The 25,697-nt window shown below is 39.9% G+C and carries 15 protein-coding genes; 6 read left to right on the forward strand and 9 right to left on the reverse strand.

Annotated features, from left to right (window positions below):
- Window positions 1-16: 16 nt before the first annotated feature.
- Both IR083_RS21750 and IR083_RS21755 read right to left on the reverse strand, forming a co-directional pair.
- A complete protein-coding gene (locus IR083_RS21750) occupies window positions 17-1,960 on the reverse strand; it encodes a RagB/SusD family nutrient uptake outer membrane protein (RefSeq protein ID WP_194225903.1) in 1,944 nt (647 codons plus the stop codon).
- A gap of 24 nt (window positions 1,961-1,984) precedes the next feature.
- Window positions 1,985-5,080, reverse strand: coding sequence for a SusC/RagA family TonB-linked outer membrane protein (locus IR083_RS21755; RefSeq protein ID WP_194225904.1), 3,096 nt, complete (start codon window positions 5,078-5,080; stop codon window positions 1,985-1,987).
- Window positions 5,081-5,402: 322 nt separating this feature from the next.
- On the opposite strand from IR083_RS21755, the gene IR083_RS21760 reads away from it, so the two are divergent.
- Window positions 5,403-9,527 carry a two-component regulator propeller domain-containing protein gene (locus IR083_RS21760; RefSeq protein ID WP_194225905.1) on the forward strand — a complete coding sequence of 1,375 codons (4,125 nt, stop codon included), beginning with the start codon at window positions 5,403-5,405 and terminating at the stop codon, window positions 9,525-9,527.
- Window positions 9,528-10,019: 492 nt separating this feature from the next.
- Entirely contained in the window at window positions 10,020-10,193 is a 174-nt protein-coding gene (locus IR083_RS21765; RefSeq protein ID WP_006799072.1) for a histone H1, read from the forward strand.
- Window positions 10,194-10,284: 91 nt separating this feature from the next.
- Here the strand turns inward: IR083_RS21765 and IR083_RS21770 are convergent, their stop codons facing one another.
- The 3 genes from IR083_RS21770 to IR083_RS21780 all read right to left on the reverse strand — a co-directional run bounded on the left by IR083_RS21770 (window position 10,285) and on the right by IR083_RS21780 (window position 13,687).
- Entirely contained in the window at window positions 10,285-11,571 is a 1,287-nt protein-coding gene (locus IR083_RS21770; RefSeq protein WP_006799073.1) for a UDP-N-acetylmuramoyl-tripeptide--D-alanyl-D-alanine ligase, read from the reverse strand.
- A 330-nt stretch (window positions 11,572-11,901) separates the two neighbouring features.
- Complete coding sequence (locus tag IR083_RS21775; protein ID WP_194225906.1) at window positions 11,902-12,633, reverse strand: LytR/AlgR family response regulator transcription factor; 732 nt, start codon at window positions 12,631-12,633, stop codon at window positions 11,902-11,904.
- Window positions 12,617-13,687 (reverse strand): sensor histidine kinase, encoded by a 1,071-nt coding sequence (locus IR083_RS21780; RefSeq protein ID WP_194225907.1) that lies wholly within the window; start codon window positions 13,685-13,687, stop codon window positions 12,617-12,619. Before IR083_RS21780 ends, IR083_RS21775 begins: the two co-directional genes overlap by 17 nt.
- Window positions 13,688-13,964: 277 nt before the next feature.
- On the opposite strand from IR083_RS21780, the gene IR083_RS21785 reads away from it, so the two are divergent.
- The 4 genes from IR083_RS21785 (at window position 13,965) to IR083_RS21800 (ending at window position 20,222) form a co-directional block, all read left to right on the forward strand.
- Window positions 13,965-14,420, forward strand: coding sequence for a MarR family winged helix-turn-helix transcriptional regulator (locus IR083_RS21785; RefSeq protein WP_194225908.1), 456 nt, complete (start codon window positions 13,965-13,967; stop codon window positions 14,418-14,420).
- A 3-nt stretch (window positions 14,421-14,423) separates the two neighbouring features.
- Window positions 14,424-15,551: an efflux RND transporter periplasmic adaptor subunit gene (locus tag IR083_RS21790; protein WP_317174787.1), complete on the forward strand. Its 1,128-nt coding sequence runs from the start codon at window positions 14,424-14,426 to the stop codon at window positions 15,549-15,551.
- Between the two features lie 91 nt (window positions 15,552-15,642).
- The gene (locus IR083_RS21795) at window positions 15,643-18,810 is read left to right on the forward strand and encodes an efflux RND transporter permease subunit (protein WP_194225909.1); all 3,168 of its coding nucleotides are present in this window, start codon (window positions 15,643-15,645) and stop codon (window positions 18,808-18,810) included.
- 2 nt (window positions 18,811-18,812) lie between these two features.
- The gene (locus IR083_RS21800) at window positions 18,813-20,222 is read left to right on the forward strand and encodes an efflux transporter outer membrane subunit (protein ID WP_194225910.1); all 1,410 of its coding nucleotides are present in this window, start codon (window positions 18,813-18,815) and stop codon (window positions 20,220-20,222) included.
- Between the two features lie 74 nt (window positions 20,223-20,296).
- Here the strand turns inward: IR083_RS21800 and IR083_RS21805 are convergent, their stop codons facing one another.
- The 4 genes from IR083_RS21805 to IR083_RS21820 all read right to left on the reverse strand — a co-directional run bounded on the left by IR083_RS21805 (window position 20,297) and on the right by IR083_RS21820 (window position 25,695).
- Window positions 20,297-20,800, reverse strand: a complete 504-nt coding sequence (locus IR083_RS21805) for a DUF1858 domain-containing protein (RefSeq protein ID WP_194225911.1) — start codon at window positions 20,798-20,800, stop codon at window positions 20,297-20,299.
- Window positions 20,801-20,802: 2 nt separating this feature from the next.
- A complete protein-coding gene (locus tag IR083_RS21810; protein WP_006799081.1) occupies window positions 20,803-22,035 on the reverse strand; it encodes a DUF438 domain-containing protein in 1,233 nt (410 codons plus the stop codon).
- Between the two features lie 2 nt (window positions 22,036-22,037).
- The gene (locus IR083_RS21815) at window positions 22,038-22,364 is read right to left on the reverse strand and encodes a cupin domain-containing protein (protein ID WP_194225912.1); all 327 of its coding nucleotides are present in this window, start codon (window positions 22,362-22,364) and stop codon (window positions 22,038-22,040) included.
- Between the two features lie 1,129 nt (window positions 22,365-23,493).
- Window positions 23,494-25,695: a glycoside hydrolase family 97 protein gene (locus IR083_RS21820; protein ID WP_194225913.1), complete on the reverse strand. Its 2,202-nt coding sequence runs from the start codon at window positions 25,693-25,695 to the stop codon at window positions 23,494-23,496.
- Window positions 25,696-25,697 lie beyond the last annotated feature (2 nt).

Raw genomic sequence — 25,697 nt, forward strand, 5'->3', positions numbered from 1 at the left:
CAGTTTACCCGCGACTCTATTTATTATATCCCGGATTCTGGTAAGCCGCTTTTTCGGCATCACTCATGGTCATGGCATCGAGTTGTCCCTGCGGAATCGGACGCAGATAATGGAATGGTTGAATGTTGCGTTTGTATTCCACTTGTGTGTGATCACCTACAGCCGAGCCACAAATGGTGTATGAAGAGGCATATTCAGTCCATTTTTGCGTGCGTACCAAGTCGTACCAGCGGTAGCCTTCACCGTAGTATTCGCGGCTGCGTTCGGCTAGAATATAATCGATGTCGATATTGGCAGGAGTCGCCGCCGTCATGGCCGCACTGTTGTCTGCTATTTTTGTTCCGTCTCCACCCATGCTCCATTGTCCGTTGTTGCTGTATCTCCATTTTCCGGCGCGTACACGCAGTACATTTACCAGGTCGCGCGCACTCATTGAACCGGTCGCTCCCTTCACGGCGGCTTCGGCTGCGATCAGATATAGTTCAGAGAATTTGGCAATGTTCCACGGACGAGTGCTTCCACCATTCGGTTGTCCCAGACCTCCGGCGTTATCGGTACGGTAAGGACCCAGCTTCCAAAGGCCTGGATAAAAAATACGACTAATACCACTTGGGTTAATAACCCAGTCGGCCCGGCCCGGTAATGTACCGCCTCCTATGCTGCTGCTTCCAGCACCGCTTGGATACACCACATTCGGGTTTTCCTCATCCAGAAATGTGAAAATTGGTTCGCCGCTCTTTACCGGCATACCGTTAGCATTGATGACCGGATTTTGCCTACCCGCTACTTTATCCACGTTGCACGGGTATACAGTCACGAAAGTTCCATCATATCGGCTGTCGTTGGTTTTATCGGCAAAGGTGTTGGTAAATACTTTGTAAGGCGGGGCTAAAGCGGTCCAAGGACGGCCTCCCCACTGGACTGCTTCACGGTCGACAGAAGTTATACCAGAGCTCCTTACTAGGGTATAATTGCAGGTAGTAAACCACCCTGCGAAATTATCCGGTGCACCACCGGTAGCATACGATAAACTTGATCCATTGTAATATTCATCCTGGATGTGGTCGCTGTACAATACAATTTCATTATTGCGGTCGTTTTGAGCCAGATTTACATCGTAGAATGTAGGTTGTAACCTGAAAGGACCGGGATTACTGATTCCGTCGAGAGCGACATTATAGGCCTGCTGGAAGTACCAGGCGGCATCGTGCCCGTCCGGGTCGGTACGCTGACTATCAGGATAAGTCGGAATATTGCCGGGGTTTTGTAGCCACCAGCCGTAAGTCAAATAAGCTTTCGCCAAATACAGGCGAGCTGCTGTTTTGGTCACGCCTCCGGTAACACGGCCGGCATCGGGCAGATTGTCAATAGCTGTTTTCAGATCGGGGAAAACGGCTTGTGTATATACTTCAGGTACGGTGTTACGTACCGATGTCCGCGATGGAGTAGTATTGAATTTCAATACACCCGAACCCAGATCCAATGGTACTCCGCCAAAGGTTTGCACCAGCATAAAGTAGTCGAATGCCCGCCAGAAGCGTGCTTCCGAAATCAGAGATTCCGACTTGCCCGCAGCCGCCGCGTTTTCGATTATGCCACTGGCGGTATTGATATTGGAATATACTGCATTCCAAAGTGCATCCCCGCGACTGGTAGAAGCATTCAGGTTTGATGAAGAACCGATAGTCAGATCGGGATCTATACTGTTGCCATTGGAATTTTGTGCAAATGTATATTCATCTGTACCGGATTCACATACCATATAATAATATTGCCCGTAAAAATAGCGTGTATGCGCATACAGTGAAGTCAGCCCGCCCTGTATACCCTCTTCGGTTTTGAAGAAATCGGGGGTATAGTCGGTACGTGGTGTTTCATCCAAAATACTATTGGAACAGGAAACAGTCAATAAAGCTAAGACAACAGTCCCCAAAATGTTTTTGAAATTTATATTTTTCATATCTTAAGATTTGATATTAAATAATTAGAAAGATACATTCAAACCAAACAATAAGTTACGGGTTTGCGGCGTGTTTGTTCCTACCGTGAGCATCGTGTTTGCCCTGTAAGGGAGACTTCCGGTTACTGCCGCATTTTCGTTTCCATAAGAATTGGTCACCGGGTCCAAGCCTGTTTCTTTGTTATACGGAGAGAACAGTACAAATGCGTTCTGCAACGTAAAGTACAAGCGGGCGTTGCTGAGACCGATCTTTTTAAACCAGTTGGCGTTCGGGTCAAAATTGTAGCCTAGCGTAATTTGGCCTACCTTAAAGTAGGAAGCGTCAAAATATCCCAGCGTGCTGGAGTATCTCTGATTGTCTCCACTCATGGCTACACCCGGTTTCGGATATTTGGCACCGGTATTTTCCGGTGTCCAGTAATCTACTTTTACGTTTCCGCGACGTCCTGACAGCATATTCAGATAACCGTTGGTAGCGTGAAGCGTACTCACCAGAATACCGCCGTGCTGATAGGTACCAATGATATTCAAATCCCAGTTTTTGTAAGCGATCCGTGTTGTGAACCCGCCCTGCCAGTCGGGATCGGCGCTGATTACCTGACGATCGGCGGCGCCAATGGCTCTAACCGGTGTTCCGTCTGCATTGTAGTCGCCGGTATATTCCACTTTAATCATGCCTACGGACCCACTATTATTTTCTAAAATATCCAGATAAGGATCGCCTTCTTGCCACAATCCGATTTTTTTATAATCGAAAATAGAATTCACCGGATATCCTTCAAACCAACAGTTTGAAGGATCTTCCTTCTGTCCGGAGGCGAGTTCAGTGATTTTGTTTCGGTTGGTATAGAAGTTGACGCCGGCTTCCCACGACCATCCGTCCTTGTTGTCGAAAATGACACCGTTCAGGCTTATTTCAACGCCCTTGTTGCTCATCTTTCCGATATTGGCCAGATAACTGCCTACGCCGGCTGTAGAAGGCAGATTTACACTCTGAAGAATATCGTCGGTCCTGGCATCGTAATATTCGATTGTTCCCGACAGGCGGTTTTGCAAAAAGCTGAAATCTAAACCAAAGTTCCATGTTCTTGTATATTCCCAGTCTAACTCGGGGTTAGGAGTTGTGGCTACGTAGAAACCGGTGGTTTTGTCGTCACCGAAGTTGTATGGACGGGTACCCAGGCTTCCGAGTGTTGTGTAGGGGTTGATTGATTGGTTGGAAGTTATCCCCCAACCGATACGCAGTTTAAGGTTATCCAAGTAACCGGAGGTACTTTCCATAAAGCTTTCTTTCGCGATGTTCCAACCAGCGGAGAAGGCCGGGTAGCTGATCCATTTGTGTCCGGCCGCCAATACGGACGAGCCGTCCCAGCGCATAGAGGCTAGCAACATATAGCGTGAATCGTAGTCGTACATTACGCGGGCCATATACGATTGCAATCCGCGTTCCCAAAAGTCTTGGTTGTCGGGATTATATACAATTTTGTCGGATGGAGCACGCCCTATATTCCAATATTGGAACTGGTCGGACGGAAGATCGGTTGCGCTTACTAATGAGCGGTCGTAATGGCTTTGTTCGGATGCATATAAGCCGTTCAATGTCAGGTGATGCTTTCCAAACATTTTTTCGTAGGTAATCAGATGCTCGATAGCCCATTTGTAATATTGATTTTTGTCCAAAGAAGCGCTAGATGCCGCTGCCGTAGCACTGAAGACATTTGCCCCTCTATATTGTCCCCTTTGGTTGCTGCGATAATCCAGACCCAAAGTAAGTCGATAGCTCAAACCTTCTACTCCCGGAATCTTCACTTCTCCGTACAGCGAGTTATAGGAACCGAACCCGCGTTGATTGTCCGCATACGAATCGCCCAAATTCTCAACTGTATTACGCGTATAAGTCCAATAATCATCCATAAAAGAATGTATTGTAGGCTTCAAACTGCCATCTGCATTATACGGATTAATCAAAGGCGAAGTAGCCAGCGTATTATACAATCCGAGATTCTGTCCGTTGGTAATGTTATAGTTGTTGTTGGTAGTCAGCCCGAAACGCAGGTATTTGCCAATATTCTGGTCGATGGTGGCACGCAGGCTGATACGGCTGTAGTCTTGTCCCGGAACCAAGGATTGATCTTTGTAATAACCGGTACCTACATTGTAGCTGCCGGAATCGTTTCCTCCCGAAATGCTTACATAGTGATTTGTGGTTATACCATTTTTGAACATCAGATCCTGCCAGTCAGTATTTGTTCCCAGTACTTCATCGGTTCCCATTGTCGGGTTACCTTCTGTGTCTTTGTAGATTCCTGCATCTTTGCGCAGCTGGTACAGTTCATCTCCGTTCATCATTGGATACCGGTGATAAAGCGTTTTCACACCATAATATGCATCATAGGTTACTTTGGGTTTGGTTCCTATATTTCCTTTATAGGTGGTAACGATGACCACACCGCCCGCTCCGCGCGAACCATAAATAGCAGTAGCCGAAGCGTCCTTGAGGATGTCGATGCTTTTGATGTCGTTCGGGTTAATGTCCCCGATCGTTCCGCCAAAGGGTATTCCGTCCAGTACCACCAGCGGTGCGTTGTCTCCGGTAAGCGAGCGAGTACCGCGAATGCGGATTTGCATATCGGCGCCGGGCTTGGAATTTGCCTGCGACAATTGTACGCCTGCCACACGTCCTGCAAGGGCAGAAGTAACGTTTCCTGTCTGTATTTGACGGATTACATTCCCCTGCATGGAAGCCACCGAACCTGTCACAGCTTCTTTTCGTTGAGTACCATATCCTATTACCACTACTTCTTCGAGCATCTTGTTGTCCTCTTCGAGTATTACATCTATACGATTCCTGCCAGAAACGTTTATCGTCTGCATTACAAATCCGATAAACGAAAAAGTAAGTTTACATTGAGGGGATACTGAAATGGAAAATTTACCATCAGTATCGGTCATAGTACCATTAGTGGTACCCGATTCTACTACACTGACCCCGATAATGGGTTCTCCCGCAATATCTTTCACTACTCCATTTACAGAAATGTTTTGAGAAAAAGCTAAAGTCGGGATAAGAAAAAATAAAAATAAAAGTCTCAAAGACTTAAAAATTCTTGCATTTCTCATGATTAAGATTCATTATTTACTATTATTAATAGGTTATTTTCTTTTCGATTCTGGAAGTTCTAAGTTTTCATAGATATAAATAATTTAGAATTTAAGGTATGGCGCTGTATTAGTCAATCCGCTTAGATTTTATGTAGTACAAACTTATAAAGATCTATTTTTTTTATGCAGAATAAGTGTATCATATAATTTCGTCTGTGTAACATCCGCTTTTTAACTATAACATATACTTTTCTCTACGTTACATTCGCTTTTGAAAATTACATATTCCTTATTATTTTTTTATATTTGCATCTATACTGCTTCTAATATCTGGATAGCCATGACAACAAAGAACACGAGGATAAAAGTATTTGTTCTGATATGTATTTTTTTCCTTGTCGCAAATTCCTATATATTTTCACAAATAGGTAGATTCTATTCCCCTGACGAAGACTTATCAAACAGTCTTATTAATCAGGTATATCAGGATAAGAAAGGATTTGTGTGGATTGCGACCGAAAACGGATTGAATAAATTCGACGGAATGAAGTTCAATATCTACAAGCATTCATCCGAAGATTCAACCTCCCTGAAAAATAATTATGTACGAACCATATTCGAAGATAGCCCCGGTAATTTCTGGGTAGGATGTATCAATGGCCTGATGAAATATGACTGGGCGACGAATTCATTCAGGGAAATAAAAATGTACAAAGAAAGAAACCTGGTTTCGCCTCATATCACCCGCATGATAGAAACCCGGAATGGAGATGTTTGGGTGGCAACTTCGGGTCAAGGGATATTTCTCATCAAGAAAGGAGAAAGAGAATTTCGCGCGAATCTGCAACTGACAAACCTGCTGGTTAGTAATTATCTGAACTCGATTTTTGAAGATTCGAAAGGGAATCTTTGGATAGGTTCTGAAAATAACGGGCTGAATCTCTACAATCCTGTTACAGGTCAGATAAAAACGTTTACTGCCCCTGCTAATATAAGTAGCAATAATATTTCATCCATAACAGAAGACAAACAAGGTAATATATTTGTAGGCACATTAACAGGAGGGCTGAATAAGTATAATGAGCAGACAAAGACATTTGAAGCAATAGGTTCCGACAATAATGCGCAGTTACTGATTAAAGACTTGCTGCTGACCAAAGAAAATATATTGTATATAGGCACAGACGGGCAGGGATTGAAGCTATACAACAGGGAGAGGAATATTGTTGAAGATTATAAAATCAGTTCTGCTCCATTCGATTTTTCGAAAGGGAAAGTTCATTCGATTCTTCAGGACAGGGATAATAACTTTTGGCTTGGTATTTTTCAGAAAGGGATAATATTTATTCCCGGTACGGAGAAGAAGTTTGATTATTACGGATTCAAATCATTAAAGAATAACCCTATCGGTTCCAGTTCGGTAATGTCTATCTATAAAGACAGGGAAGGCATCACATGGGTAGGTACAGATAATGAAGGAATATACGGAATTAATAATAAAGGAGAAAGGATTGCTCACTTTATGCAGACTTCTTCACCGTCATCCATTTCAAATATCATACTTAGTATCTTTGAGGACTCTAACAGTAACATGTGGGTAGGTTCATATACTAAAGGACTGGCAAAACTCAACCGGAAGACGGGAAACTGTGAATATATTCCGGAATTGCTAAATGAAAAGATATACTGTATCGCCGAAGACAGCGAGAAGAACCTGTTGATAGGTACCTATGGTTCCGGCTTTTTCAGGTTGAATCTGGCAAGTGGGAAAATGACTCATTATGAATCGCGGAAAAGTGAGAATGATGACTTTTCTATAGATGAACTGAGTAATGATTGGATCAACGATATCCTGTTCGACAGTGAAGGGCTGATTTGGATCGCACATTATAAAGGAGTAAGTTGCTATAATCCGAAAAAGAACACCTTTTTGAATTATCTCAGTCAGAATACAATATTGCCACATACAGTGGCATATACCCTCTTTGAAGATAAGGACGGTAATATCTGGATAGGGACGTCCGACGGATTGAATATCTTTAATAAGAAAGAGCAATCGGTCAAAAGCTATTCGACCAGAGACGGATTACCCAACAATGTTATATGTGGTATACGGGAAGATAGTGAACGTAATATCTGGATAAGTACCTATTTTGGTATTAGCAAGTTTATTGCCAGCGAAAACCGCTTCATCAATTATTATACAGGTGACGGCTTACAGGGTAATGAATTCACTCGTGGAGCAAAGTTTGAGGATACATCCGGTAAAATATATTTTGGTGGTATTTATGGGGTCACCAGTTTTTATCCAAAGGATATAACCGAGGCCAAGAAAGAGTTAAAAGTGTTGATTACGGATTTCTTTCTATTCAACCGGGCAATAAAAATGGGAGATAAATCGGGCGGCAACGAGATTGTATCTACATCGGTTATGGATGCAGATCAGTTTACTTTGGCTTACACAGACAATACATTCAGTATAGAATTTTCGGCACTGGAATTTTCGAACCCTGAGCGCATTGTATATCAATATATGATTGAAGAAATCAGTCAGGACTGGCTTAATTCCTATCCCGGTATGGGACGTGTTACCTATACAAACCTGAATCCGGGGACATATACTTTCAAATTAAGGGCGAAAGACCATGATAATTATTCGGATGTAAAAACAATAAGGATAATAATTACACCTCCGTGGTATCAGTCTCCATGGGCATATGCCGCCTATGCAGTGTTGAGTGTCTTGTTGATTTTGTTTATTGCAAATTATATCTATACCCGTATCCGTCACCGTCAGGAGGAAATGAGGCGGCAGCATCTGGAACAGATAAATGAAGCCAAACTACAGTTTTTCATTAATATTTCGCATGAAATACGCACTCCGATGACTTTAATTATAAATCCATTGGAAAAGTTGTTATCGGAAAATAAAGATCAGAAGTTGCAAAAGACTTATGTGATGATATACCGGAACGGCCTGCGGATTCTTCGTCTTATAAACCAACTGATGGATGTTCGTAAACTGGATAAGGGACAAATGCAGTTGCATTTTAGAGAAACTGATATTATAGGATTTATAGACGACCTGATGATGACGTTTGAGTATTCAGCTCAAAGAAAGAATATCAGTTTCAATTTCAGGCATGAGGTGGATAAGCTGAATGTGTGGATCGATTTGAACAACTTCGATAAAGTCTTACTGAATATAATATCAAATGCTTTTAAATATACACCGGATAATGGTAATATAACTATTGATCTATCTACAGGCCAAGATGAAAATGTAAAGGGAGCATTGAGGAGATATTTTGAAATTTCAGTAACGGATAATGGTATAGGCATCGATAAGGGTAAAATAGAGCAGATTTTTGAACGTTTCTATCAGATAAGCAATGATTTTACTAATTCTAATTTCGGAACAGGTATAGGCTTGCATCTCTCTAAATCCTTAGTGGAGTTGCATCATGGAACCATCTTCGCCGAAAACAGACCGGACATGCCAGGTACTCGTTTTATAATACGGCTACCTTTGGGTAGCGATCATCTGGTAGCCAGGGAACTGGAAGATGGAGAAGAATATAAAGTTGCGGCCGAAAGAATTTCTCCGACCTATGTCTCGAATGAACTGCTGAATAAAATAGATGTTGAAGGTGGCGATAAAAAAATAAAACCCCGGACGAAATACAGGATTCTGGTAGTTGAAGATGAAGATGAAATCCGGGAATATATTAAGGATGAATTGTCGTCTGAATATCGGATTACAGCAAGTGAGAATGGAAAAGAGGCTCTCGATCTGATATTGACGGAAAAACCCGATCTGATAATCAGTGATGTGATGATGCCTGAAATGGATGGTATAACACTTTCACGTAAGGTGAAACAAAATATAAATATAAATCATATACCGATCATTCTGCTCACTGCAAAATCGACTCCCGAAAATAAAATAGAAGGTCTGGATATAGGCGCGGATGCTTACGTTTCCAAGCCTTTCAATACAGACCTATTGAAGAGTACCATAGCCAATCTGATTGAAAACAGGGAGCGGCTGAAGAATAAGTTCAGCGGACAACAGCAGCCCGAGGATAAAATACAAAAGATAGAACTGAAGTCTTCGGATGAGATACTTATGCAACGTATCATGAAGATTATAAACGAAAATCTTCCCAATCCCGAACTGAATGTGGAAATGTTGGCTATGAATGTAGGAATGAGCCGTGTACATATGCATCGCAAACTGAAAGAACTGACAAACCAGTCGGCCCGCGATTTTATAAAAGGTATCCGCTTGCGACAGGCGGCAACATTGCTCTCAGGTAAGAAACTTACTATTTCGGAAGTAGCCTATGCAATAGGGTTTTCTAATCTGTCTCATTTCTCTAATTCATTCAGGGAATTCTATGGAATGTCTCCAAAAGAGTATCTGTCTGCACATCTTTCTCCGCCGTCACAGAATGAGGAATAAATTCTGTTGAGATATAGAATAATCCTTATTTATTATTCTTTTACGATAAATGTTACAGGTGGAAAAGTAAATGAAACCATCATGTAAATGAAGTTTCGGCAAAGGCTCTATATTTGTTTACTCTACATTTCCACATCTGCAAAATACGCTAACTTATAAAAATAACTATTCATTGGTAAATTTAATCTTTTGAGAAATAGGGTTATCATAAATTAGTAAGGTAACCCTGTTTTTTTATATTAAATATTGCTGTCGGCGTTTACCGATGCTGACTTGGAGGTATAGATGATATCATCTTCTTCCGTCTGATGATTGTAGATTATGTGCGTGTTTATAAGTAAGTTGAATAAAGTATATATCTTAAGTCTTTATCTAAAGGAAGAAAAAACGCTAAAACTTTACTATTAATGCGTGTTTAAATAAACTATCCGGCATTTTTGTTTGTTTAGTTAAAGAAATTATCTTTGTACGAATTTAAAAAAAAGAAGTAAAATGAAAAATTTAGTAGAAAAATTACACAAGGATTTCGCAGACTTTGCTAAAGATGCAGCTGCACAGGTTGAGAGTGGAAACAAAGCTGCTGGACAGAGAGCAAGAAAAGTATCTCTTGAAATCGAGAAAGCTTTGAAAGAATTCCGCAAGAAATCTATTGAAGCAACAAAATAATAAAAGCAATAGCATTTATTTTAAAAAAACAGGATAGTCCTATGGACTATCCTGTTTTTTATAGTGTTTTTTCGAAACGTATATTTACAATTTAGAGAACGTCTATACACCTTTCCAGCTGCACACCCCGTGAGCCCTTAAGCAAAATATAGCTATCTGCGATAGGGTTCTCTTTCAGATAATACTTTAAACTGTCCAGATCCTTGAAACGCGGATAATCGGTTATAATACGACTAAAATTATCTCCTACGAATATAACCCTGTCAAAATTGTGATGGGATACATAGTCGGCTACTTTCTGATGTTCCAGATCCGTGTCCGGGCCTAACTCCTTCATATCACCCAAGATCAGTACTTTGTGATTTACGTCCATATGATCAAAGTTTTCAAGGGCTGCATGCATACTTGTCGGATTTGCGTTATATGCATCTATGATGAGCATATTCCTATCTGTTTCTTTTAGCTGTGAGCGGTTGTTTGTAGGCTGATATTCTTCAATTGCTTTGCATATTAAAGAGGCTTTTACACCCAGATATTTACCTATAGTAATAGCTGCTAATGCGTTAGATAAATTGTATTCTCCTATAAGATTAGTCTTAACCTTATTGCGTCTGGTGCCAAATTTCCATTCAAATTCGAGAAATGGCCTTATAGATAATACCTTTCCGGATATAAACAAGTCTTCTTCCAATCCGTAATATATGGATGTAATACCTTCCGACATTTCCCGTAGCAGGGAATTGTCATAATCGATAAAGATTTTTCCGTCTCTTGTACTCCTGATATATTCGTATAATTCGCCTTTGGCTTTGATCACATTTTCATATGAACCGAAGCCTTCTATGTGGGCATGGCCAATATTGGTAATGACTCCGTAATTAGGCATCGCCATTTCAGAAAGTACTTTTATCTCTCCTACATGGCTGGCTCCCATCTCTATAATAGCTATTTCATGCTCTTTTTTTATACGAAGCAGTGTCAATGGTACTCCAATATGATTGTTGAGGTTACCCTGAGTGGCAAGAACGTTATATTCCTGAGACAAGACAGAGGTGATTAATTCCTTGGTAGTTGTTTTGCCGTTTGTTCCTGTTATACCTATCACCGGAGTCTTTAGTTGTTTACGGTGGTGGTTTGCCAGTTTTTGCAATGTATCCAGGCAATCTTCTACCAATATAATATTGGGGCGTGTAGCATATTTCGACTCATCTACAATAGCATAACTACATCCCGAATCTATTGCTTTTTCGGCATACTCATTTCCATTAAAATTGGCGCCTTTCAGTGCAAAGAAAATAGAATCTTTTGGGCTGTTGCGTGTATCTGTTGAAACTTCCGGGTATTGTTTATAAATTTTATACAGTTCCGATATCTCCATAGCACTTTTAAGATGATGTTTTTTATAACAACGTTTATTTCTCTATTATTGTTTGGTCTTTGTATGAGTCTATAAGATTATTTAAGGCTACACGAATGTAACGTTAATTATTCATATAACGGATGTTTCTTAACGTTTTTTACTTTATGAAAAACTGGACTATATTCTTATTTTCAGTCTCAATAAAGCTATTTAATTGAGGGAATATTTATTGCGTTTTAATTATAATTTATACGAAACAAAATTTCAATATTACTGCCATTCTATATCTTTATTTCAAGAGACTCTTTCATACGAAACTAATAGTAAAAACCATAACGATTAATGCAGTTAAAAGAGTTTCATCAGACTTTCTTTATAGCTATTGCCAATAGGTAATTTTTTACCGGCTATATGAAGAATATTCTTATCTATCAGCTCTATATGCTTTATTGATATAATGTAAGATTTATGTATCCGGACAAACAAGTTGGATGGTAATTTTTTTTCCAGATCTTTTAAAGAAGCCAGAGAGGTTATTTTCTGTCTGGTGGTATGGAATGTGACGTACTCTCTTTGCCCTTCTATGTATATTAAATCCGGATAATTTATTTTGTAGATTTTATATCCGCTTTTTACTACAATATTATCTTCTTCCGGTTTTTCGGGTTGTACCTGAGGTCGGGCTTGACTTAGCAAAGGACTATTTGACGTATTGATTTCCTTTCTTTCAACGACTTTATTTATTGCTTGTAAAAAACGGGGAAAAGCTATCGGTTTCAGCAGATAATCGATTACATCCAGTTCGTAGCTTTCCACTGCATATTCCGAATATGCAGTTGTAAATATCACAAAAGGTGGATTTTTGAGGCTGCGTGCAAATTCGAGCCCTGTAATTTCCGGCATCTGTATATCGGATAACAAAATGTCAACTTTTTCTTTCCGTAAGATATCCATTGCTTCAAATACATTAGCCCCGGTTCCGGTCAGTTCGAGAAAAGGTAATTTTGAAACATATTCCGACAATAACTTGCGGGCATGATATTCATCGTCTACAATGAGTACTTTAAGCGTTTCCGTCATAACTTGCATTTTGTGAAGATTCAAAATCTATAGACAACTCAATTTTAAACGAATCCGGATTGTTGAATATTTCCAGGGAATATCTATTTTCGAAATAAAGATCAAGACGCCTTTTTACATTCTCAATCCCTATCCCGCCCCCATTAGCCAGAGGCTTATTTTTGATCAATGGCTGACTGTTTTCGGCAACGAAGTATATTTGTTTCTTTTCCACCTTCAACAGGATATGAATAAAGCTATTTTTATCAACTTCTAGAGGCGTATGTTTGAAGCAGTTCTCCACCAAGGGTTGGAAAATCATTGGAGGTACACAAATATTTGTATCTTCTTCGTTCTTGTATACAAAAGTTATATCCTTATCGTTCTCGAACCTGAGCTTTTGGAAATCAATAAAGTTATGTATATACTCAATGTCTTTCGATAGAGGTGTTAGTTCCGTTTCACAATCTTCCATTACATAACGCATCATCTGAGCCAGTTTCAACACATATCCTGATGTATATTCATCTTTGAAGTAGGTCATTGAGTATATGTTATTCAACGCATTAAATATAAAATGCGAATTAATCTGGGATTTCAGTACCCGTGCCTCCAGCATTTTCTTTTCGGATAAGAGCTTCTCTTTTAACCGGGCGTCTTCAGCACTTTTCCGGGAAAAGAAAATTATGTTGGCAATGGCATATATCAGTATAAAAATAGTCGTAAACCTTGAAATAGAAAAAACAAATTTAAACTCTTGATCTGTTTCTATAGCTAACTCTTTCAGCATATATAATTCAAATCGAGCGCAGATATTGGCAAATAATACAATCAATATAATCGAAAAGATGAAATAGAGGATTTTCCTTTCTTTTATGAGTAATCTGGGAATTAAGATATTGTGAGTTGTATAATATATTGCCACCATACAGATAAAGTTTAACGTACCTACTTTTAGCGACCATTCAACACTTATCCAAAGATTCTGTATAAATCCGACCGTATAGATAACCGACCAGATAAGAATCGACTGAGCTTTGGCGGATGAGCGTATATAGCTTAATATTTTATTCATATATGTAGTATTGGAAAAACTTATTAAATGTAATAATAATACGAATATAAAAGCAAATATATTCAACCAACCCGGCGATATTATCAGCCAAACCACTGAAATCTTCAATAAACAGACTTTTTCTAAGATTTTTATCTATAAAACCCGGTCGTTGAATGTTTTCAAAATATTGATACAGATAGTTTTGTGGTTGGTTGAATAATTTTTGGGATGTTCCAACCCTTTTCGAATTTTGCAATCAAATATAAGTGTACTTACAATCTCAATTTATAATGTAATGGATAAAGTTAAAATGATGAATATGAGGGGTGTGAATGTCGATTCACTAATTGGACATGTCTTTAAATTATGGATGAGAACCAAGAAACAGATATTGGATGAATTCGGCCTTACCGGACCTCAATATGAAGTGTTATCTGCAATTTACTATCTGGGAAATTATAAGAAAGAAATTATACAAATAGATCTCTCCGAAGAGACAGGAATTGATCCCATGACTATTTCTACTATACTCCGTAATCTGGCGAAGAATAATATAATTACCCGTATGCGGGGGACAAAAAATACCCGCGTAATATATATTGAATTCACAGATGTGGGAGAAGCGCTGTATACGATGGCGTCGACAAAGATGTCTTTATGCTGTAATAATATATACCGCAATATTGACGAAAAGAATCTTACCAGCCAACTCTTAGTACTTTCTAATGAATTAAACAAACTAAATAATTAAATGATGATGAAAGCGAAAATGATTTTTAGTGGAACAATAGCTCTGTTAGCATTTGCCTCATGCGGCAACAGTAATCAAGCAAATCAGGAAGCAGCTCTTCAGGAATACCCTGTAATAGCTTTGAACAGGCAGGTGGCAAACATGCAATCTGTATATCCTGCAACGATCAAGGGACAGGAAGATATAGAAGTAAAGCCTCGTGTGGATGGTTATATAGAAGCTATATATGTAGATGAAGGCTCAGTGGTAAAGGCCGGTCAGGCGTTGTTTAAGATCAATTCTCCTGCGTCCGAACAGTCCTTAACTTCTGCCAAAGCCTCTGTAAATAGTGAGAAGGCACGGGTTAATACAGCAAAAGTGGATGTAGACCGCTACCGCCCTTTGGCCGAAAAAGGAATTGTGAGTGAAGTACAGTTATTGACTTACGAAAATGCTTATGAAACGGCTTTGGCTACTCTGCAACAAGCAGAAGCAACACTAAAGAATGCACAGGCAACAATAAGCTGGACAACAGTAACCAGCCCGGTAAATGGGGTAGTGGGTTCGATTCCATACCGCACAGGCAGTCTGGTAAACAGCTCGAATACGTTAACAACAATAGCTAATACGGGAAATGTTTACGCATATTTTTCTTTGAATGAGCGTAGATTGATGGATTTTCTGGATGGTGTAGAAGGTTCTACTCAATCTGAAAAGATAAAGAATATGCCTCCGGTCACACTCGTTCTGTCTGATGGATCGGAATATGAAGCAAAAGGACGTATAGAAACTATAACCGGAACTGTAGATATAACAACAGGCTCTGCAAACTTCCGCGCGGAATTTCCTAACCAGTCAGGCAAATTGAGAAGCGGGACTAGTGGTAAAATAATTATACCTAAAGTTTTGGAGGATGTTTTTGTTATACCTCAGAAGGCGACATTTTCTCAGCAGGATAAAGTGTTGGTTTTCAGGCTTCAAGGTGACTCTGTAAGCCAACAGATAATATCTGTTCAAACAATGCCCAACGGGCAGGACTATGCAGTAACCGGTGGACTGACAGATGGGGATAAAATAGTATCTGATGGTGTAGCAACTCTTAGAAACGGAATGAAGATATCGGTCAAAACAAACCTGACAGCTTATAATTAACAATTAGCAAATAACATTAATAATAATCCCGGATTTTATCTCCTGTAATTCAGGAGGTAGAGGGAACATATACCTATTAAAATAAAAGAATATGCTAAAAACATTTATCGAACGTCCTGTATTATCCACCGTGATATCCATTATCATCGTGGTGTTAGGTATAATCGGAATGAATATGCTGCCTATCGAGCAGTACCCCGATATAGCTCCTCCTACCGTACAGGTAGAAGCTTCATACAGCGGAGCAAATTCCGATGTAATAATGAACAGTGTGATTATACCATTAGAAGAGGCAATTAATGGTGTTGAGGGGATGACTTATATGACCTCATCAGCCGAAACAGGTTCGGCCAGTATAACTGTTTATTTCAAGCAGGGAACAGATCCTGACATGGCAACCGTGAATGTGCAGAACCTTGTGAATCAGGCTTCATCTATACTACCGGCTGAGGTAACGCAGACCGGGGTAACAGTAAGAAAGCAGCAAACAAGTAATATCCTGATGATGTCTTTTGTATCTGACAATCCGGATTATGATGCTAAATTCCTGCAGAATTGTGCTAACATTAATATTATTCCTCAGATAAAACGTGTTTATGGAGTTGGTAATGCATCTGTATTTGGTGCAAATGATTATTCGATGCGCATATGGTTGAAACCAGATGTAATGGCTTCATACAAAATATCGACCGACGAAGTTATCGGCGCACTGAAAGACCAGAATATCGAGGCGGCCCCGGGTCAATTGGGTGAAAATAGCAATCAGGCGTTTCAGTATACTTTGAAATATACAGGGCGATTATCTTCGACAGAAGAATTCGAGAATATTATTGTCCGTTCTTCCGAAGGTAAAATAGTGCGGCTAAGTGACGTAGCCAAAGTAGAATTGGGCTCATTAATGTATAGTGTTACTACCTCTACAGATGGTAATGCAGCTATTATGATGGCTATCAGCCAGACGGCAGGCTCGAATGCACAGGAGGTTATAAAAAATGTAAAGGCAGAATTGGATAAAGCGCAAAATGATTTGCCTCCGGGATTGAAGATCACTTACCTGATGGATGTAAGCGACTTCCTTAATGCATCTATAAGTAAGGTTATTACTACCTTGCTCGAAGCATTCCTGCTCGTATTTCTTGTCGTATTCGTATTTCTTCAGGATTTCAGGTCTACACTTATACCGGCTATCGCTGTTCCTGTGGCTATTGTAGGTACATTCTTCTTCCTTTGGATAATGGGTTTCTCTATCAACTTGCTTACTCTCTTTGCTTTGGTACTGGCTATCGGTATAGTGGTAGATGACGCCATTGTCGTAGTCGAGGCAGTGCATGCAGAGCTGGAAAGTGGAGAGAAAGATCCGAAAAAAGCGGCCATTAAGGCAATGGGTGAAATCGCTCCGGCTATTATTTCTATTACCCTGGTTATGTCATCGGTATTTATCCCTGTCAGCTTTATCGGTGGAACGAGCGGTATATTTTATAAGCAATTTGGATTGACTCTTGCAGTTGCTATTTTTATTTCAGCAATAAATGCATTGACACTGAGTCCGGCACTTTGTGCTCTGTTTTTGAAGCCGCATGACGAAGACCATAAGAAAAAGAATTTTATACAAAGATTCTATTATTTCTTTAATATAGGGTTCAATGCAACCACTTCAAAATATAAGAAATCTCTAATATTTTTAGGTAAAAAGGGGCATCGTTGGATTACGGTCAGTATTATACTGGTAAGTTCTGTTATACTATTTGGCTTAATGAAAGTAATTCCTACCGGGTTCGTACCACAGGAAGATAGTGGGGCCGTAATGGGGATGATAACCCTTCCTCCCGGCTCATCACTGGAGAGAACCGATTCGATAGTGCAGATAGTCAATGGTATGGCAAATGAGATACCAGAAGTGAAAAATATAGGTAGCCTCAGCGGGGTAAGTTTCATGAGTGGAATGGGAAGCTCGTATGGATCTGTTATCATCAAAATGGATCATTGGGACGATCGTAAAATTACAGCAAATGAAGTCGCTGCAATTATGACGGAGAAAACAAAAGCGATAAACAATGCGACTTTCATGTTCTTCGGTACTCCTACTATCATGGGATTTGGTTTGAGTAATGGGGTTTCGGTAAATCTACAGGACAGAACTGGCGGAGACATTTATAAGTTTTACGATGTTACCAATGATTTTATTGCCAAAATGAATCAGCGGGAAGAGGTTATGATGGCTATGACAACGTTTAATCCTAATTTTCCACAAAAACAGTTAGAAGCCAATATTCCCAAGATTAAGGATGCGGGTATAACTCTTAGTGATGTAATGGGAACGCTACAGGCATATATTGGTAGCCAGTATATATCAAATTTCAACCTGTATGGAAAGCAGTTCAGAGTAATGGTGCAGGCAGCACCCGAATATCGTTCGAAACTGGATGATCTGGATGGCTTATTTGTAAAAACTGCAAGTGGAGAAATGGCTCCGGTAACCGAGTTTCTTACTATAACTGATGTTACAGGACCGGAGACCCGTACACGATTCAACTTATATTCTTCGATGGAACTGACAATTATTCCTAATTATCAGGGAGGGTTCAGTTCGGGAGATGTGATCAAAGCAATTGAAGAAGTAAAAGACCAGGCGCTGCCTTCGGGGTATAGTTACGAATTCTCGGGAATGACACGTGAAGAAGCTGAAAGTAGTAGCCAGACCGTACTGATATTCGGACTGTGCTTGATATTTGTCTATCTGCTGTTAGCAGCATTGTACGAAAGCTATATTTTGCCATTGGCGGTTATATTTTCATTACCTGTCGGCTTGGCCGGGGTATTTATCTTCCTGTCGGCATTCGGGTTAAGTCAGGGTATCACCAATAATATTTATGTACAAATATCTCTGATTATGCTAATCGGATTATTGGCTAAAAACGCGATATTAATTGTAGAATATGCGATACAACGCCGTCAACAGGGTATGAGTATTATCGATGCAGCAGTAAATGGAGCAGTTGCCCGTTTCCGCCCCATTCTGATGACATCTTTTGCCTTTATATTCGGCTTATTGCCATTGGCAATATCTTCCGGTGCGGGCGCAATTGGTAACCGTTCGATTGGTATCAGTGCTATCGGAGGTATGCTTATAGGTACGCTTATCGGAGTATTGATAATCCCGTCTCTTTATATCATATTCCAGTCTATACAAGACAAGGTTAGTAAGTCGGGGATGATAAATTCGAATGATGAATTTATAACACAGCAAAATCAAAAATAATTATGAACAGAAATAAATATACAAGAGGAATCATTCTATTGGGGCTTATAGCCCTGATAGGATTACCATCCTGCGGAGTGATGAATAAATACAAAACACCCCAACCGGATTCTAAAAATCTATATGGTGAAATGACATCATCCGATACTACTACCATAGCCAATAAGCCATGGAAAGAATATTTCACCGATACCTATCTCGTTACTTTAATTGATGAAGGCATCCAGAATAATTTCGACTTACAAATAGCCTATACCCGCATTCAACAGGCCGAAGCTAGCCTGGGTATGGCCAAGGCGGCATATTTTCCGGATGTATCTCTTGTAGGACAGGTAAATCACTCTCGTAGCAGTAATGGACAGAATGGGAAAGACGTGCTACGTTATCATTCCACAGACTATACGCTGGGAGTATCTGCCAGTTGGGAATTAGATATCTGGGGAAAGCTTAACAGGCAATCGAAAGCTAAATATGCCCAATTTTTGAGTAGCTACGCTTACAAGAATTTGATTCAGACATCTCTGATTGCTAACATTGCCACGTCATATTATTCCTTACTGGCCTTAGATGAAAAGTTGGCGATAACTGTAGAAACGATAAAACTTTTGGAAGAAAATGTAGAAACAATGGAAGCTCTGAAAAAGTCCGGACTACAAAATGGAGCTGCAGTAGAGCAAAGCAAAGCACTATTGTATAGTACTCAAACCAGCGTTCCTGATTTAGAAAGTCAAATAAGGGAACTGGAGAATTCAATTTGTACTTTACTTGGTCGTAAGCCGGGGACTATAACTCGTTCGGCAATCCATTCGCAACAGTATCCTCTTCAGCTTGAATATGGTGTTCCTGCTCAGATGCTGGCAAAACGTCCGGATGTGCAACAAGCGGAATTATCTTTCCGGTCGGCATTTGAACTGACAAATGCGGCTCAGGCCAGTTTTTATCCATCTATAACCCTGAGTTCCGGTACAATTGGGTTTGGAACAAACAATACTTTGTCAAACTTTTTCAAACCGGAGAATATCTTTGCAAGTATAATCGGAGGCTTGACGCAACCCATTTTTGCAAAGAAACAGCTGACCGGTAATCTTAAAATAGCGAAAGCACAGCAACAGGAAGCGTTATTGACCTTCGAACAAACGGTATTGAGCGCTGGGCAGGAAGTTACAGATATTCTATTTTCATTTGAATCTTCTCTGAAGAAGAATGAAACTCGTGAAAAGCAAATAGAGGCATGTCAGAATTCTGTTTATTTTACGAATGAGCTTCTGAAAGCGGGAGACGCAAATTATACAGAGGTACTCAATGCAGAACAGAATCTTTTATCAGCACAGTTGAATCGGGTAAATGACAAACTTGAGCAGTTGCAATATTCTGTCAATTTATATAAAGCACTGGGTGGCGGAGTCGAATAAGGTTCCGGACTGTTGATAAAGAATAAGAGGGTGTGGCAATTTCCTGTCGACGCACCCTCTTCCTTAAATAATGCTTATCCTTTTATAAAGAAATGTTCATTTTCCCGGCTCCATGTTTTAAAGCCTCTCGATTTCAGGATATCAATAATCGGTATGGGTTTAAATGGAGTAACTATCTGCAATATCTGTTCACCTTCTAACTTCGACGACAGTTTCAGAATATCCTGCATGGGACTCTCGCCGGATTCTATTACAGGGCGGGCATCGAACCGGAAACTTATTTTACTTTCATCGAACCAAAAAGGTGCGGCTACATCTTCAATATTGTCCGTATCTGCATCCATTGCAATCTCCGATAACCCGGCGGCTTTTCTTAGTTTTTGGATTAACAGGGGCGGGGAAATCCCTGCGACTCCTGCTGCCTGTTGCAATGATGTAACTTTGGCAATGGTACGGCGTAATACAGGATTCTTCAACTTAGAGAAAACCGGCGATAATTCCATTAGTATATCTTCCAACTCAGGATAAGATTCCAATAGGCTGGCAACTTTGGTCTGAAGGTTGATATCCGTTTTCATTGTTACTTTGTTCCATAAGATAACAGACGCTGGTCTCCTTCGAGTTTCCTTAAATCCGTTATATCCTGTGTAACCTCCATCACTCCCAGATATTCGCCGTCATTTCCCCGGAGTGCTGTATATTCAATATAGACGAAACGTCCCATAAACGAAGAGATCCAAAATGCTGCTACATTTTCTTTTCCGCTTTTAAAATCATTTATTATCTGCTCTACAATATGTACACTACCCGGAGGATGGCAAAGACGTACATCCCGGCCGATTATCGAGCGATTGCGTTCAAAGACTTTTTTTGTTCCGTGTGAGAAGAATTTCACTTTATCATCTTTATCCACAAAAGTGACGTCGATAGGCAATGTTTTGAATATTGTTTCCAGTTCTTTTGTAGTAAAGTTTCCAGAAGAGAGGTGTATAGCATCCCCTTCTTTATACGTAAGTTCCCCCACTTCTACTGATTCAGGAGTCCATTCCGTTTGCGGATCGTACAGACTAAACCCGAATTGCGGAGTTTCCTTGTATATCTGGTACCAGTCTTTATCTGTGAGTGTATCGAGACACATTGGCAACAATATCTCTTCTTCCTTCATTATCATACCCTCGAGGGCGTCGATAGCAGGCAAAAGAACCAGCAGGATCAGGGTAGTGACTTCCCCGGCAGAAACATCCTTTGCCAGAAGAGCCTCATGGGCCGCCTTTAGCAATTCACGGGTTTCATCATGTTTTCCCCACATTACTTTCGGAGGCCCTGTAATACCCGCTTTTTCCAGAAATGGGAATAGGAGGTATTCCTTCCGTTTGTAATGTTTATCTACATCCGACAGGTTATTAAAGACACCTTTGAGTTGCAAAAGATATTCTTTCACTTCTTCATCTTTCAGCTTATTACCTTTGTCAAACAGAACTTTTGCCTTTTGGATATATTCTTCCAGTGCCCGATTCTCCCGCTTGAATGTATCTACCGGATGTCCCGGCTGTACTGTTTTTGCTGCTGATGTATCTATACTTCCGTCCAGTACAGCAGTGTGTATATCGCAAAAGCGCAGGACTTCTTCTTCGGGTAAGCCTTCGGATATAAGTTCCTGTTCTACTTCCACTACTTCGTTATAGGGAACAGAACGCAATAGTTCAACTAACCGTTTCCGGACTATTTCGGGAGCTTCATTATTATGTAACTGAAGGATCAGATGCTTGAGCAACTCTTTCCTTTTCTGCGAATTATTTATTACTTCACTCATGGTTATCCTCTTATCATGGTTAATAACATCTTGAACCTTTCTACAGCAAATAAGGCATGGGAAATGTTGGCAGGCATAATGATGGTTTCCCCTTGTTTGAGCAATACAGGATTGCCACCTATTCTGATTTCTACTTCACCGTCAAGTACTTGTACCATTGCATCAAATGGTGCTGTGTGTTCGCTCAACCCCTGACCTTTATCGAAAGAAAACAGGGTAATATTTCCAGCATTGCTTTTTAGTACTTGCTTGCTGATAACTCCTCCGTCAGAATAATCGACGAGTTGGGATAAGTTTAAGACTGTTCCTTTTTCAAATATATTATTCATCTTCTTTATTGTTTTTAATTTGACAATGTGAAGGTATTATGATAATAACAAATAATCTGTCACATTTGTTACACTAAAGAGATTTTGGATAAATACACGAAAATTGGCAACTTTTTAGAGAACAGCCATCAGTTAACAATGAGTTTCTCGCAAAAATGTTAAGGCACAAAGTCTATCCCATCACTCATAATTCATCACTCATCGCTATATTCACTTTTGTTAACTGTGTTTAGTTAAAACCTGACACTTCTGACACTTTTTTTACTATTTTCATCTTGTATGTTTTGCGTTCATTAACTATGTGCTGTTAAAAAGTAACAGAGGTAACAGTTTTTGCAGTTATCAGTCATCAACCCGTAAGATGTAAAAACTTTGCGCTTTAGTGGCTTTGCGTGAAACAAAACAGGACGCCAGCCAACCCATAACTCTTAAAAAAGGTAACAAAAGTAACAGTTTTTTAGCCTTTGTGCCCTTTGTGCCTCCCTTCGTGTACTTAGTGGTAAAACTCTTTACCACAAGGGGCACAAAGATTTACACAAAGAACACTATATAGAAAGTAACTTTTCAGTTAACAGTCATCAGTTAACAATGCTTTTCTCGTAACTTGTAACTGCCCAAAGGGCGAAGTAACTTGTAACTATAAAAAAGTAACAAAGGTAACACGGAAAGTAATTAATAATGAAGAATGAAAAATTAATAATTAGCTTGTCAGTCATCAGTCAGCAACTTGTATCTCGTGTCTTGTTTACTTGTATCTCATATAACTTTCAACTTATTACTCAATACTTACTACTTTGATAAGGTAACAAAGGTTACACTATTTCACTCATTTGCTAATATGCTATTTTTACTACACTTTGTTCCGTTGAACGATGTTTCAAATCTGCTAATTAATTCTTTCAAAGAACTCTTTTTCTTGTAAACTAGTAAACTGATAACTAGTATACTTCAAAATACATAGATAAACTTTTTACTAAAAGATTAGATTTCGGTATGCCTTATAAGAGATTAATTCTGAATAATAGGAATAAAATTTAGTCATAAAAAGCCCCTAATACCGTATAAATATTTATTTAAACGGTATTAGGGGAATATTAAAAAGTTTCCCGTATCTATAAAGAACGGTTTCCTATAATTTTTTCAGTCCTTTAGTCTCATTTTTATCTGTAACCGGTATTATACTAATCGCATACCCTCCGCCCGGAGCTGAAAGTTGTTTTAATCTGGATTTATTATTTACGATAACTTTTCTTATTTCATATGCCTGCGGATTAGTTTTATAATGAGCCTCCTTTGCATCTGAGTATATAGTAGCTATGTATTGTTTATTCGCATCCAGAAAATCAAAGCCGATATTAGATGTAAATCCTTTTTCCCCGGCTACATTCCCTACAAACCAGTTATCTTTTCCTTTGGCTTTACGGGCGACCGTTATATATTCTCCCGGTTCAGCTTCCAGATATTTACTGTTGTCCCAGTCAAGAGCTACATCTTTGATAAACCGGAAGGCATCCATAAACTTCTCATAGTGTTCCGGAAAATCGGCGGCCATTTGCAAAGGACTGTACATTGTTACGTATAATGCTAATTGATTCGCTAATGTGCTGTTTACATGTGATTTATTGTTGGGGTTAATCTTTTCGATATCCATTTCGAAAATACCCGGAGTATAATCCATAGGGCCACCGATCAGGCGGGTAAACGGAAGTACGGTCACATGGTTCGGTTTGCTGCCTCCAAAAGCCTGGTATTCTGTGCCCCGTGCAGACTCGTTCCCTATAAGGTTGGGCCATGTACGGCTAATTCCGGTAGGACGGGTGGCTTCGTGGGCATTTACCATGATCTTATGTTCTGCCGCTTTTTCTATAGCATGCTGATAATGATTGTTTAGCCACTGGCTGTAATGAAACTCACCACGCGGTATCATATTTCCTACATAGCCTGATTTGACTGAAGTGTAATCATTATCATTCATGAATTTATATGCTGCATCCAGGTGGCGTTCATAATTACGGATAGAGCCGGAAGTTTCATGATGCATCATCATTTTTACTCCCTTACTTTTTGCATAGTCGCGAATCGCTTCAAGGTCAAAGTCGGGATAAGGTGTAAGAAAGTCAAAAACATAATCTTTTGGATTTCCGAACCAGTCTTCCCAACCGATATTCCATCCTTCTACCAATACGGCGTCAAAGCCATGCTCTGCGGCAAAATCGATATATTTTTTCACATTCCCGGTTGTCGCACCATGACGGTCATGAGGTTTTACTTTAGAATAATCTGTAACCCCAAGTTGCACACTTGGCAGGTCGTAAGTATAAGACCATTCACTTTTTCCGGTTATCATTTCCCACCAAACGCCAACATACTTCACTGGTCTGATCCATGACGTATCTTCAATCTTACACGGTTCGTTGAGGTTCAGGGTCATATTCGATGCCGGAATGTCCCGTGCATCATCACTTGCTATAATAGTACGCCAGGGTGTACTGCATGGAGCCTGCATATGTCCTTTCGATCCATTCGCATCCGGTGTCAGCCACGATTCGAAAACAAAGTTTTTATCATCCAGATTAAGGTGCATGCAAGCATAGTTGATAAGCGCAGCCTCGTGCAGGTTGATATATAAGCCGTCATCGGTTTTCATCATCAGGGAAGTCTGTACTCCTGTCGGAGAAAACGGTGTTTGTGAAGCATTTGGTGTAATCGCATTTTTCATTAGGCCTCTGATCTCTGAAAGACGGGAAGTCGTATAATCATATTCTTGTGTATCATAATCGCCCGGTATCCAATAAGCCGTATGGTCGCCCGTCATGGCAAACTGGGTACGTTCTTCTTTAATAACAAAATAGATCAGATTCTTTTGTTGAGAAAATTCATAACGAAATCCCAGACCATCGTCGAACAAGCGGAAACGGATGATCATTTCACGGTCTGTTCCTTCCTGATTCAATGTCACAGCTAATTCATTATAGTGATTCCGGATATCTTTAGTTTCTCCCCACACAGGCTGCCATGTTTCATCGAAAGAGGAGCTTTTTGTATCCGCTATACGGAAGTTGTCATACAGCGAGATCTGAGGGTCATTAGTCCCGGACTTTATATCCATTTCCGCACCAAATTCAACTTTGGTTGTATTGCCCATTAGTTCCAGACCCAATTTACTTGGCTTTATTATTTGTTTTCCTTTGTAATCAAGCTGATAGCTGGGAATTCCTCCTTTCTGCAAATAGAATCTCATCACGAAATTACCATCAGGAGATTTTAAATCCTGAGCATGAACTAATCCTCCTAATAAACAGATGCTTATTAGCAAAAGTATTTTCTTCATCC

The organism is Dysgonomonas sp. GY75, from assembly GCF_015234155.1.
Taxonomy (GTDB): domain Bacteria; phylum Bacteroidota; class Bacteroidia; order Bacteroidales; family Dysgonomonadaceae; genus Dysgonomonas; species Dysgonomonas gadei.